This is a genomic window from Pseudomonas sp. TSO6 (assembly GCF_056098905.1).
The window spans coordinates 1-13,262 of the sequence record NZ_JBLZWV010000053.1 but is presented as its reverse complement, the minus strand read 5'-3'; the positions used below and the strand labels follow the sequence as shown (position 1 = coordinate 13,262).

General features: G+C 63.8%; 12 protein-coding genes. 11 read left to right on the top strand and 1 reads right to left on the bottom strand.

The window, feature by feature from the left end:
- Positions 1-79: 79 nt before the first annotated feature.
- Entirely contained in the window at positions 80-1,057 is a 978-nt protein-coding gene (locus ACN6NG_RS21635; protein ID WP_474316131.1) for a DUF1853 family protein, read from the bottom strand.
- 43 nt (positions 1,058-1,100) lie between these two features.
- On the opposite strand from ACN6NG_RS21635, the gene ACN6NG_RS21630 reads away from it, so the two are divergent.
- The 11 genes from ACN6NG_RS21630 (at position 1,101) to ACN6NG_RS21580 (ending at position 13,173) form a co-directional block, all read left to right on the top strand.
- Positions 1,101-1,991 (top strand): NAD(+) kinase, encoded by an 891-nt coding sequence (locus ACN6NG_RS21630; protein WP_008090067.1) that lies wholly within the window; start codon positions 1,101-1,103, stop codon positions 1,989-1,991.
- Entirely contained in the window at positions 1,988-2,962 is a 975-nt protein-coding gene (locus ACN6NG_RS21625) for a metallophosphoesterase (RefSeq protein WP_169725181.1), read from the top strand. Before ACN6NG_RS21630 ends, ACN6NG_RS21625 begins: the two co-directional genes overlap by 4 nt.
- Positions 2,959-3,846 carry a rhomboid family intramembrane serine protease gene (locus tag ACN6NG_RS21620; RefSeq protein ID WP_049277532.1) on the top strand — a complete coding sequence of 296 codons (888 nt, stop codon included), beginning with the start codon at positions 2,959-2,961 and terminating at the stop codon, positions 3,844-3,846. The genes ACN6NG_RS21625 and ACN6NG_RS21620 overlap by 4 nt, the downstream gene beginning before the upstream one ends.
- 13 nt (positions 3,847-3,859) lie before the next feature.
- Positions 3,860-4,120, top strand: a complete 261-nt coding sequence (locus ACN6NG_RS21615; protein ID WP_016500845.1) for a YeaC family protein — start codon at positions 3,860-3,862, stop codon at positions 4,118-4,120.
- Positions 4,117-4,947 carry a DUF2797 domain-containing protein gene (locus tag ACN6NG_RS21610; protein ID WP_049277534.1) on the top strand — a complete coding sequence of 277 codons (831 nt, stop codon included), beginning with the start codon at positions 4,117-4,119 and terminating at the stop codon, positions 4,945-4,947. Before ACN6NG_RS21615 ends, ACN6NG_RS21610 begins: the two co-directional genes overlap by 4 nt.
- A gap of 13 nt (positions 4,948-4,960) precedes the next feature.
- Entirely contained in the window at positions 4,961-7,618 is a 2,658-nt protein-coding gene (gene pepN, locus ACN6NG_RS21605) for an aminopeptidase N (RefSeq protein WP_353456896.1), read from the top strand.
- A gap of 294 nt (positions 7,619-7,912) precedes the next feature.
- Positions 7,913-8,941: a WD40/YVTN/BNR-like repeat-containing protein gene (locus ACN6NG_RS21600; RefSeq protein WP_474316127.1), complete on the top strand. Its 1,029-nt coding sequence runs from the start codon at positions 7,913-7,915 to the stop codon at positions 8,939-8,941.
- Positions 8,942-8,961: 20 nt separating this feature from the next.
- A complete protein-coding gene (locus ACN6NG_RS21595; RefSeq protein WP_063425058.1) occupies positions 8,962-11,337 on the top strand; it encodes an efflux RND transporter permease subunit in 2,376 nt (791 codons plus the stop codon).
- 150 nt (positions 11,338-11,487) lie between these two features.
- Positions 11,488-11,778 (top strand): DUF5629 family protein, encoded by a 291-nt coding sequence (locus ACN6NG_RS21590; protein ID WP_004577427.1) that lies wholly within the window; start codon positions 11,488-11,490, stop codon positions 11,776-11,778.
- The gene (locus ACN6NG_RS21585; protein WP_474316123.1) at positions 11,744-12,874 is read left to right on the top strand and encodes a lactonase family protein; all 1,131 of its coding nucleotides are present in this window, start codon (positions 11,744-11,746) and stop codon (positions 12,872-12,874) included. The genes ACN6NG_RS21590 and ACN6NG_RS21585 overlap by 35 nt, the downstream gene beginning before the upstream one ends.
- A gap of 122 nt (positions 12,875-12,996) precedes the next feature.
- Positions 12,997-13,173 (top strand): hypothetical protein, encoded by a 177-nt coding sequence (locus ACN6NG_RS21580; protein ID WP_165931660.1) that lies wholly within the window; start codon positions 12,997-12,999, stop codon positions 13,171-13,173.
- The last annotated feature ends 89 nt before the right edge of the window (positions 13,174-13,262 follow it).

The following is a 13,262-nucleotide window of genomic DNA, read 5'->3' as shown; positions in this document are numbered from 1 at the left end:
CAGGTACGACGATGAGCCTGGGGCCTGTGCAGTACCTGTGGGAGCTGGCTTGCCGGCGATAGGGCCGGTACAGGTAACATCAGGCACCGGGTACGTGCGGCCAGTCATCAGCCACCAGAAACACCCGCTCCACCTCCTGCCAGGCACCCTCGGCATCAGGCTCCAACTTCACCAGCAGCTGCGCCGGCGCCTGCCGCTCAAGCATGTGCAACCAGGCCGCAAACTGCTCCACCGTCCAGCCTTCGCCTGGCTCGACCCGCGCAGGTGCCAGCCAGGCATGCCGCTGCAAGGGCTGCCAATGCTCCCCCTCTGCCATGACCCAGTCCCGCCGGCGCACCCAGCGCCCGCGCAAGTGCTGCGGGTTGGCGCCCGCAGGTGGTTCGGCATGCCCAGGCCACGGATAGAACAGGTAGCCACCCAGCCACACGTGTGCCTGCACCTGCTCAACCCCCAACCGCGCCAACAGCTCGCGGCTGTGCGCGCCGTTCGACATGGGCAACTGGTGGCCCGTCAGGTGCGCAAGTTTGGTCCCCAGCCGGTCATGGCACCCCGGCCCCAGCCAGGCATGCGGGTCGTGCCCGGCGTCTTGCGGTCCCAGGTACAACTTGATCGCCAGCTCAAGGTGGTGCACACCGTCGCGGTCGCGCAGCACCACGTCCAGTTCGCCCAGGGTGTGCCCACCGTCACGGATTGCAAGGTTGGCCGCCAGCAGCTCGATGCCGGGTGCCTGGCCCAGGGCAAATTGCCACAGCCGTTCGTAGTAAAGCCCCAGCCGCCGGCTGCCGAGCTTTGCCAGCCACTCGCGCAACGGGCGATCGTCGGCATCCAGCGCCCGTAACCAGCCTTCGAGGCGCTGCGGTTGCTGCGCCCAGAGGCTGCCCGTCAGCGGGTGGCGCTGGGGGCAGGGCGGGGCGCTGAGCAGGGGCGGCGACAGCAGGGCCCAGGCCAGGTCGCGCACGGCGGGGCGGCGTAGCTGCCGGGGCAGGTCGTTGAGCAGGGCGAATGGCATCATCCAGCGAGCATAGCCGGTTTGCCGCTGCCCGGTGGTTTCGCCCATAATCGGTCCATCGTCACCCGTCGCAGAGCCCCGCAGGAGCCCCATGGAGCAATTTCGCAATATCGGTATCATCGGTCGCCTTGGCAGCTCGCAGGTGCTCGACACCATTCGCCGACTGAAAAAATTCCTCCTCGAGCGCCACTTGCATGTGATTCTCGAAGACACCATTGCCGAAGTACTGCCCGGCCATGGCCTGCAAACCTCCACCCGCAAGCTGCTGGGCGAGGTCTGTGACCTGGTCATCGTGGTCGGCGGTGACGGCAGCCTGCTGGGCGCCGCCCGTGCACTGGCCCGGCACAACATTCCGGTGCTGGGCATCAACCGTGGCAATTTGGGCTTCCTCACCGACATCCGCCCTGACGAGCTGGAAGAGAAAGTTGCCGAAGTGCTCGACGGCCACTACCTGGTGGAAAACCGCTTCCTGCTGCAGGCCGAGGTGCGTCGCCACCACGAAGCGATCGGCCAGGGTGATGCGCTGAACGACGTGGTGCTGCACCCAGGCAAGTCCACGCGCATGATCGAGTTCGAGATCTACATCGACGGCCAGTTCGTCTGCAGCCAGAAGGCCGACGGCCTGATCGTCGCCACGCCCACCGGTTCCACCGCCTACGCGCTGTCGGCTGGTGGCCCGATCATGCACCCCAAGCTCGATGCCATCGTTATCGTGCCGATGTACCCGCACACCTTGTCGGGCCGGCCGATCGTGGTCGACGGCAACAGCGAGCTGAAGATCGTGGTGTCCAAGGACCTGCAGATCTACCCGCAGGTGTCCTGTGACGGCCAGAACCACTTTACCTGCGCCCCCGGCGACACCATCACGGTGAGCAAGAAACCGCAGAAGCTGCGCCTTATCCACCCGCTGGACCACAATTACTACGAGGTCTGCCGCACCAAACTGGGTTGGGGCAGCCGTCTGGGGAGCAGGGACGACTGATGCTCGATCCGGCGCGAAGTTTCGACATCATTGGTGACGTGCACGGCTGTGCATTGACCCTTGAACGCCTGCTCGACGCCCTCGGTTACAAGCGTGTGGCCGGCGTGTGGCGCCACCCGCGGCGCCTGGCGCTGTTCCTGGGCGATATCGTTGACCGCGGGCCACGCATTCGCGAGGCGCTGCACATCGTCCATGACATGGTCGAGGCCGGCCAGGCGTTCTGTATCATGGGCAACCACGAATACAACGCCCTGGGCTGGGTCACCCCGGCGCTGCCCGGCAGCGGCAAGGCCTACGTGCGCGAGCACACGCCACGCCACGCCCGGCTGATCGATGAAACCCTCACCCAGTTCGCCCACCACCCCGGCGACTGGCACGACTTCGTCAACTGGTTCTACCAGCTGCCGCTGTTCATCGACGCCGGGCGCTTCCGCCTGGTGCACGCCTGCTGGGACCCGCGGTTGATCGAGCCGCTGCGCCAGCAATACCCTGACGGGCGCATTGATGAACACTTCATCCAGGCCTCGGCGGTGAGTGGCAGTTTCGCCGACACGGTGTGCAACCGCCTGCTGCGCGGCACCGACATGCGCCTGCCGGACGGCCTGACCCTGACCGGCGGCGACGGCCTGACCCGCGCCTTCTTCCGCACCAAGTTCTGGGAAGAAGACCCGCAAACCTACGGCGACATCGTGTTCCAGCCCGATGCCCTGCCCGAAGAAGTGGCCAGTACCCCGCTCAGCCACAGCCAGAAGAACGCCTTGCTGCGTTATGCCGAAGATGAGCCCTTGCTGTTCGTTGGCCACTACTGGCGCAGCGGCCGGCCGGCGCCGATCCGCGCCAACCTGGCCTGCCTGGACTACAGTGCCGTGCTCTACGGCAAGCTGGCCGCCTACCGGCTGGATGATGAAACCCGCATCGACCCGCACAAGTTCGTCTGGGTCGACGTCGACCGCCCACAGGCCAACCAATGAACATTATCGAAGTGATGCGTCTGCCGCTGTCGGTCGACCTCAGCGGCTTCATCCACCTGCTGCAGCGCCTGCAGGTGCCGCACCGGGTGAGCGAGGACGGCGATGCCCAGGTGCTCTGGGCTCCTGACACCCTGGTTGAAGACGTGCTGCAACTCTACCAACGCTACCCCGACGGCAATGCCGACATCCAGGTGGCAGAGGAACCAGGGCAAGCGAGCATGCCCGCGAATAGCCCCACACAGCCCTCCCTGGTAGAACAGGCCAAAGCCTGCAAGGTCACCACCCTAACCCTGCTGTTGTGTTTCATCGTCGCCGGCCTCACCAGCCTGGGCGACAACTTCACCACCATCAGCTGGTTCACCTTCCTCGACTTCCGCGTCCAGGGCGACTACCTGTATTTCAGCTCGCTGGCGCAAGTTCTGGACGAAGGCCAGTGGTGGCGCCTGGTATCGCCCATGCTGCTGCACTTCGGTGTGCTGCACCTGGCCATGAACAGCCTGTGGTACTGGGAGCTGGGCAAGCGAATCGAACTGCGCCAGGGCCCCTGGATGCTGCTGGGCCTGACCCTGCTGTTCAGCCTGGTGTCCAACCTGGCCCAGCACTACACCAGCGGGCCGAGCCTGTTCGGCGGCCTGTCTGGCGTGCTGTACGGTTTGCTCGGGCATATCTGGCTGTATCAGTGGCTGGCGCCCAATCGTTACTTCAACCTGCCAAAGGGCGTGCTGGTGATGATGCTGATCTGGCTGGTGGTATGCCTGACCGGTGTGGTCGGCACGCTGGGCCTCGGCCAGATCGCCAACGCCGCCCATGTTGGCGGGTTGCTCATCGGATGCCTGACCGGGCTCTTGGGTGGGGCGCTGGCCCGGCGTAAACTGTCGGCTTGAATCAGGAGACACTATGTCCACTTTCGCGCAAATGATTGAAAACATCACACCGGAAATCTACGAGAGCCTGAAACTGGCCGTGGAAATCGGCAAATGGTCCGATGGCCGCAAGCTCACCGCCGAGCAAAAAGAGCTGTCGCTGCAAGCCGTGATCGCCTGGGAGATCCAGAACCTGCCCGAAGACCAGCGCACCGGCTACATGGGCCCGCAGGAATGTGCATCGAAGTCTGCGCCGATCGCCAACATTCTGTTCAAATCGGACTCGGTACATTGATCGAACTCGCTCGTGGCTCGTTGAGCAAAATGGCGGTAAGCCTGCAGGCACCCGTGGTGCAATACAGCTTCCGCCTTGATGACACGCAGGTGCCGGTCAACCCGCTGATCGGCCAGCGCCTGCGCCTGGAATACCTCGGCGCCATTCACTGCAACCACTGCGGCAAACGCACCAAGACCAGCTTCAGCCAGGGCTACTGCTACCCGTGCATGACCAAGCTGGCCCAGTGCGATGTGTGCATCATGGCCCCGGAAAAATGCCACTACGACGCTGGCACCTGCCGCGAGCCGTCTTGGGGCGAACAGTTCTGCATGACCGACCACGTGGTCTACCTGGCTAATTCGTCAGGGATCAAGGTCGGCATCACCCGCGCCACTCAGCTGCCCACCCGCTGGCTCGACCAGGGCGCCAGCCAGGCCCTGCCGATCATGCGTGTGGCTACCCGTCAGCAGTCAGGCCTGGTCGAAGACGTGCTGCGCAGCCAGGTGCCGGACCGCACCAACTGGCGCGCGCTGCTCAAAGGCGATGCCGAGGTGCTCGACTTGCCGGCTATCCGCGATCAGATCTTCGACGCCTGCGCCGATGGCCTGCGTGAGTTGCACGGGCGCTTTGGCCTGCAGGCGATCCAGCCGCTGCACGACGCCGAAGTGGTGCAGATGAAGTACCCGGTCGAGGCCTACCCGAAAAAGATCGTCAGCTTCAACCTCGACAAGGACCCGGTGGCCGAAGGCACGCTGCTGGGTATCAAAGGTCAGTACCTGATCTTCGACACCGGTGTGATCAATATTCGCAAGTACACGGCCTACCAGTTGGCCGTGCTCCAGTAAAAAGGACCTGCACATGCGTACCGAACAACCGCAAGTGATCTACCTGAAGGATTACCAGGCGCCCGAGTACCTGATCGACGAGACGCACCTGACCTTCGAGCTGTTCGAGGACCACACCCTGGTTCACGCGCAACTGGTCATGCGCCGCAACCCGGCACGCGGTGCCGGCCTGCCGCCGCTGGTGCTCGACGGCCAGCAGCTGGAACTGCTGCGCGCCGCGCTGGACGACCAGGAACTGCAGGCGGGCGACTACCAGCTCGCAGCCGACAGCCTGACGCTGCAGCCCAAGGCCGAGCAGTTCACCCTCGACACCAGCGTGAAGATCCACCCCGAGAGCAACACTGCACTGGAAGGCCTGTACAAGTCGGGCAAGATGTTCTGCACCCAGTGCGAGGCCGAGGGCTTCCGCAAGATCACCTACTACCTCGACCGCCCGGACGTGATGAGCACCTTCACCACCACGGTGATTGCCGAGCAGCATCGCTACCCGGTGCTGTTGTCGAACGGCAACCCGACCGGCAGCGGGCCGGCTGAAGATGGCCGCCACTGGGCAACCTGGGAAGACCCGTTCAAGAAGCCGGCCTACCTGTTTGCGCTGGTGGCCGGTGACTTGTGGTGCGTCGAGGACAACTTCACACGTCAGTCTGGCCGCGATGTGATGCTGCGCATCTATGTCGAGCCCGAAAACCTCGACAAGTGCGACCACGCCATGGTCAGCCTGAAGAAGTCCATGCGCTGGGACGAAGAAGTCTACGGCCGCGAGTACGATCTGGACATCTTCATGATTGTTGCGGTCAACGACTTCAACATGGGCGCCATGGAAAACAAGGGCCTGAACATCTTCAATTCCAGCTGTGTGCTGGCCCGTGCCGAAACCGCCACCGATGCCGCGCACCAGCGCGTCGAAGGCGTGGTCGCCCACGAGTACTTCCACAACTGGTCGGGTAACCGTGTCACCTGCCGTGACTGGTTCCAGCTGTCGCTGAAAGAAGGCTTCACGGTGTTCCGCGATGCCGAGTTCAGCGCCGACATGAACTCGCCCACGGTCAAGCGCATCGAAGACGTCGCCTACCTGCGCACCCACCAGTTCGCCGAAGACGCCGGCCCCATGGCCCACCCCGTGCGCCCGGACAGCTTCATCGAAATCTCCAACTTCTACACCCTGACCGTGTACGAGAAGGGCGCCGAAGTGGTGCGTATGGTCCGTACCCTGCTGGGTAACGAAGGCTTCCGCAAAGGCAGCGACCTGTACTTCGAACGCCATGATGGCCAGGCGGTGACCACCGACGACTTCATCAAGGCCATGGAAGACGCCAACGGCGTCGACTTCACCCAGTTCAAGCGCTGGTACAGCCAGGCCGGTACCCCGCGCCTGGAAGTCAGCGAAGCCTATGACGCTGCTGCGCAGACCTACAGCCTGAACTTCCGCCAGAGCTGCCCGCAAACCCCGGACAAGGCCGAGAAACTGCCGTTCGTGATCCCGGTCGAGCTGGGCCTGCTGGACGCCGAAGGCAATGACCTGCCGCTGCGCCTGGCCGGTGAAGCCGCTGCTGGCGGCACCAGCCGCGTGCTGCCGGTGACCGAGGCCGAGCAGACCTTCACCTTCGAAGGTGTCCAGGCCAAGCCGCTGCCCTCGCTGCTGCGCGGCTTCAGTGCGCCGGTGAAGCTCAGCTTCCCTTACGACCGCGACCAGCTGATGTTCCTGATGCAGCACGACAGCGACGGCTTCAACCGCTGGGAAGCGGGCCAGCAGCTGTCGGTGCAGGTACTGCAAGAACTGATCGGCCAGCATCAACGCGGCGAAGCCCTGAAACTCGACCAGCGCCTGATCACGGCCCTGGGCACCGTGCTGGGTAACGCGTCGCTGGACCCGGCCATGGTTGCCGAAATGCTCTCGTTGCCGGGTGAGGCGTACCTCACCGAGATCAGCCAGGTGGCCGACGTCGACGCCATCCACGCAGCCCGCGAGTTCGCTCGCCAGCAGATCGCCGAGCAGCTGTTCGACGCCCTGTGGGCGCGTTACCAGGCCAACCGTGAAGTGTCGCGCAGCACTGCCTATGTAGCCGAGGCCAAGCACTTTGCCCGCCGCAGCCTACAGAACATCGCCCTGTCGTACCTGATGCAGAGCGGCAAGGCGCAGGTGCTGGAAGCGACCCTGGAGCAGTTCGATCAGTGCGACAACATGACCGAACGCCTCACCGCCCTGGCGGTGCTGGTGAATTCGCCGTTCGAAGCCGAGCGGGCCAAGGCCCTGGAAGCTTTTGCCGAGCACTTCAAGGACAACCCGCTGGTCATGGACCAGTGGTTCAGCGTGCAGGCGGCCAGCCCGCTGCCGGGCGGGCTGGCGCGAGTCAAGGCGTTGATGCAGCACCCGGCGTTCACCCTGAAGAACCCGAACAAGGTACGTGCACTGGTGGGGGCCTTTGCCGGGCAGAACCTGGTCAACTTCCATGCGGCGGATGGTTCGGGCTACCGCTTCCTGGCGGACTTGGTCATCGAGCTGAATGCGCTTAACCCGCAGATTGCCTCGCGGCAACTGGCGCCGCTGACCCGCTGGCGCAAATATGACGCTGCGCGTCAGGCGCTGATGAAGGGTGAGCTGGAGCGGATTCTGGCTTCGGGTGAGCTGTCCAGTGATGTGTATGAAGTGGTGAGCAAGAGCCTGGCGTAAGCCTGGTAGATCATGGGGCCGCTTCGCGGCCCTTTCGCGACACAAGGCCGCTCCCACAAGAGACCGCATGATTTTCGGGTGTATGCGATCTCCTGTGGGAGCGGCCTTGTGTCGCGAAAGGGCTGCACAGCAGCCCCTGCATTCCCGGATAACAAAACATAACACCCCGCCCGTTGTATCCCCGCCAACATCCCCGCTACGATCCCCTCAAGCTATTGCAGGCCTCTAGATCAGGCTTTTCGCAGTACCTGCAATGCATTGACCCACCAACAAGAACACAACAAGGGGGCAGTCATGAGGGAACCGCTACGGGCGCCAGCCAGGCGTGGTGCCTGGCCATGGGCGGCCAGCGCAGTGCTGGCACTGGCTTTGGGGGTGTGGGCCGACAGTGCCCAGGCCGCCGCCGCCGACGAATACTCCACCGAATCCGCCAAGGCCAGCCAAAGCCTGTTGATCGACGCCACCCATGCCGGCAAGCGCCTGGTGGTGGTGGGTGATCGCGGCCACATTCTGTTCTCCGACGACCAGGGCAGCACCTGGACCCAGGCCCGGGTCCCCACCCGGCAGCTGCTCACCGCCGTGTTCTTCCTCGATGACAAGCGCGGCTGGGCGGTCGGCCACGATGCGCAGATCCTCGCCAGCAACGACGGCGGGGCCACCTGGAGCAAGCAGTTCGAAGACCTCGCCCGCGAAGCGCCCTTGCTCGATGTTGCCTTCCTCGACGCCCAGCACGGCTTTGCCGTGGGTGCCTACGGCGCCTTGCTGGAAACCACGGACGGCGGGCAGCACTGGCAGGACGTGGCCGAGCGCCTGGACAACCCTGACCAGTTGCACCTGAACGGTATCGCCCGGGTGCGTGACGCCGGCCTGTTCATCGTGGGCGAGCAGGGTGGCATGTTCCGCTCCGCCGACAACGGCCAGACCTGGGCCAAAGTCCAGGGCCCTTACGAGGGCTCGCTGTTCGGCGTGATCAGCACCGCCCAGCCGAACGCCCTGCTGGCGTATGGCCTGCGCGGCAACCTGTTCCGTTCCACCGATTTTGGCGACAGCTGGCAGCCGATCGAGCTCAAGGTCGCGCGCGGCAACCTCGAATTCGGCCTGGCAAGCGCTACGCTTCTCGATGATGGCACCCTGGTGCTGGTCGGCAACGGCGGCAGCGTGCTGCGCAGTGCCGATGGCGGCCAGACCTTCAGCGTGTACAACCGCGCCGACCGCATCGCCCTGGCTGGCGTCAGCGGCCTGGCCAATGGCGGCCTGCTGCTGGTAGGGCAGGGCGGTGTACACCTGGCGGATGCCCAAGGTGCCGAGGGGGCGAGCCAATGACCAGCAGGGAGAGCATTACCATGCACCCGCACCACCAGGACAAGGCCACGCTGCTCGAACGCCTGATCTTCAACAACCGCCCCGTGGTCATCGCGCTGTGCGTGCTGGTGAGCATTTTCCTGTTCTGGCAGGCCACGCAGATTCGCCCGTCCACCAGCTTCGAGAAGATGATCCCGCTGCAGCACCCATTCATCGAGCAGATGATGGAGCACCGCAACGACCTGGCCAACCTCGGCAACACCGTACGCATTTCGGTCGAAGCGGTGAACGGCGACATCTTCGACAAGGACTACATGGAGACCCTGCGCCAGGTCCACGACGAGGTGTTCTACATCCCCGGCGTCGACCGTGCCGGGCTGAAGTCGCTGTGGAGCCCCAGCGTGCGCTGGAGCGAGGTGACCGAAGAGGGCTTTTCCGGTGGCGAGGTAATCCCCAACACCTACAACGGGTCGCAGGACAGCCTCGATACCCTGCGCGACAACGTGCTCAAGTCCGGCCAGGTTGGGCGCCTGGTGGGTAACAACTTCAAGTCCAGCATCGTCGACGTACCGCTGCTGGAGAGCTACCCCGATCCGCAGGACCCGGGCAAGCAGGTGAAGCTGGACTACCAGCAATTCTCGCACCTGCTGGAAGAGAAGATCCGCGACAAGTTCCAGGCGCAGAACCCCAATGTGAAAATCCACATTGTCGGCTTTGCCAAGAAGGTCGGTGACCTGATTGATGGCCTGGTGATGGTGGCGATGTTCTTCGGCGTCGCCCTGGCGATTACCTGGGTGTTGTTGTACTGGTTCACCTGGTGCATCCGCAGCACCATTGCCGTGCTCATCACCACCCTGGTGGCGGTGGTCTGGCAGCTTGGGCTGATGCATGCGGTGGGCTTTGGCCTGGACCCTTACTCGATGCTGGTGCCGTTCCTGATCTTCGCCATCGGCATTTCCCACGGGGTGCAGAAGATCAACGGCATCGCCTTGCAGTCGAGTGATGCTGACAACGCCCTCACGGCGGCCCGGCGTACCTTCCGCCAGCTGTTCTTGCCGGGCATGATCGCCATCCTCGCCGACGCAGTGGGCTTCATCACCCTGCTGATCATCGATATCGGGGTAATCCGCGAGCTGGCCATCGGTGCGTCCATCGGCGTGGCGGTAATCGTGTTCACCAACCTGATCCTGCTGCCGGTGGCTATTTCCTACGTTGGCATCAGCAAGAAGGCCATCGAGCGCAGCAAGAAGGACGCCACCCGCGAGCACCCGTTCTGGCGCCTGCTGTCGAACTTCGCCAGTGCCAAGGTGGCGCCGGTGTCTGTCACCCTGGCGCTGGTCGCCTTCGCGGGCGGCCTGTGGTACAGCCAGAACCTGAAGATCGGCGACCTCGACCAGGGCGCGCCTGAGCTGCGCCCCGACTCGCGCTACAACCAGGACAACAGCTTCATCATCAGCAACTACTCGACCAGTTCCGACGTGCTGGTGATCATGGTCAAGACCCCGCCGGAGCAGTGCTCGGTCCACTCGACCATGGCGCCGATCGACGAGCTGATGTGGACCATGCAGAACACCCCGGGTGTGCAGTCGGCGATTTCCCTGGTGACCGTGTCCAAGCAGGTGATCAAGGGCATGAACGAGGGCAGCCTGAAATGGGAAACCCTGTCGCGTAATCCGGACATCCTCAACAACTCCATCGCCCGTGCCGATGGCCTGTACAACGGTGACTGCTCGCTGGCGCCGGTGCTGGTGTTCCTCAACGACCACAAGGCCGAGACCCTGGAGCGGGTCACTGCCGCGGCCAAGGCGTTTGCCGACAGCCACAACAAGGAAGGCCTGCAGTTCCTGCTGGCGGCGGGCAACGCCGGGATCGAGGCGGCGACCAACGAAGTGATCAAGTCGGCCGAGCTGACCATCCTGATCCTGGTGTACATCTGTGTGGCGGTGATGTGCCTGATCACCTTCCGCTCGTTCGCCGCCACCCTGTGCATCGTCCTGCCGCTGGTACTGACCTCGGTGCTGGGCAATGCGCTGATGGCCTACATGGGCATCGGGGTGAAGGTGGCGACCTTGCCGGTGGTGGCGCTGGGCGTGGGGATTGGCGTGGATTACGGCATCTACATCTACAGCCGGCTGGAAAGCTTCCTGCGTGCGGGGCTGCCGTTGCAGGAGGCCTATTACCAGACCCTGCGTTCGACGGGTAAAGCCGTGTTGTTCACTGGCTTGTGCCTGGCCATCGGCGTGTGCACCTGGATCTTCTCGGCAATCAAGTTCCAGGCTGATATGGGGCTGATGCTGACCTTCATGCTGCTGTGGAACATGTTTGGCGCGCTGTGGCTGCTGCCGGCGCTGGCACGGTTCCTGATAAAGCCGGAGAAGATGGTGGGCAAGGAGGGGGGCTCGATTTTCGCCCACTGAATCGCAAGGGGCCGCTTTGCGGCCCATTCGCAGCACAAGGCTGCTCCTACAAGGGTTACGCGATCCCCTGTAGGAGCAGCCTTGTGCTGCGAATGGGCTGCAAAGCAGCCCCAGGGTTATAATGCCGCCACATCTCCCACAGGTACCCCCATGTCCCCCCTCGCCACCGCCCTGCAGTCCTGCGACATGCTCCTGATCGACGGCCTGCACGCCTTCGATTTCACCGCCGACGCATCCGGCCTCACTGTCGAATGCATGGACGGCCGCCAGCTGCGTCGCTGGTCCTTCACCCCCGAACAAGTCGCCGCGGCTATCGCCACAGGTGATGAATGGCAACTCAACGATGCCAACGGCGAGCATCGGCTAGTCTGTATGAGTGCCTTTCGCGCCCCGGATGATGACCAAGATGAACCGGATCTGGACGAGCCTGCTGACCGCTAGCCTGATGAGCCTCACAATCAATACCCACGCCGCTACCTTGCTGGTGGGCAGCTATACCGATGGTGCCAGCCAGGGCATCTACCGGTATCAGTTCGACGACAAGGCCGGCCGTATCGACCCCACGCCCCTTCAGGTGGTGAAGAGCGTCAGCCCTTCGTGGCTGGTGCTGTCGGCCGACCAGCGTCAGCTGTTTGCAGTGAATGAGACCCCGCAGGGCCATGCCAGCAGTTTCAGCATCAGCAGCAAAGGCGAAATCAAGCCGCTCAATCAGGTGGCCACCCAGGGCGACGAGCCGACCCACGCCAGCCTCAGCCGTGACCAGCGCTACCTGTTCGTGGCCAACTACGCGGTCAACCCCGACCCCGGTGGCAGCCTGGTGGTGATCCCGGTGACCAAGGACGGCACGCTCAAGCCCGTGGTGCAACAGGCCCGGCATAAGGCGAGCGGGGTCAACCCTGAGCGCCAGGCCGGTGCCCACGTGCATTCGCTGGTGCTGTCGCCGGATGGCCAGCACCTGTATGCCAGCGACCTGGGGGCCGACAAGGTGTTCATCTACCGCTACGACGGTGCCAGTGCCGACCACCCGCTGACAGCGGCGATACCTGCGTCCGTGGCCTTGCCGCCGGGCAGCGGCCCGCGTCACTTGCTGTTCGACGCCAAGGGCCGGCACGCCTACCTCACCCTGGAAATGAACGCCGAGGTGGTGATGTTCGATGTGCAGGACGGCAACCTGGTTGAACGCCAGCGCTTACCCCTGACCGAGCGCCAGGAGGCCGCAGCGAAGGCAGCAGGTGGCTTGCACCTGTCGGCGGACGGGCGCTTCCTGTACGTGAGCAACCGTGGCACGGCCAATGAAATTGTGGCGTTCAGCGTGGGCAAGCAGGATGGCCAGTTGACGTTCCTGCAGCGTCGCCCGGTAGAAGGCGATCACCCTCGGGAGTTTGCCCTGGACCCGAGTGACAACTTCCTGCTGGTGGCCAACCAGATGAGCAACCAGATCGTGGTGATACGTCGCGATCCGCGCAGTGGCAAGCTGCTGGAGACGGTACAGACGCTGAAGCAGGATGCACCGTCGGACCTCAAGTTCATCGAGTGATATCGATCAGCGTGATAATCGGTACTGCCGCAATGAATTTTTGCGTGCGGCCTCGGCGGCGTAAGTTTGACCCAAGGCCCAAACGGGCCACCGTCAAACCACCGCCGTCGAGGTCAGCCCAGATGAACTTCAATCTCTTCCCGGTTATTGCCGCATCCGCCATTTCCGCATCGGTCGTACTGCCGGCGCATGCCCATGCCGACAGCAGCAAGGCTTCTGCCACCCACAGCTACACCGAGCAGTACCTGCGCCAGAGTGCCCACTTCCATGCCGCCCTGAGTGGCAAGCAGCACCACTGAGCCAGCCTGCTGCGGCCCCTGTGGGAGCGGCCTTGTGTCGCGAAAGGGGCGCACAGCGCCCCCAGGATTTGAGCGGTTTACTCTAAGAA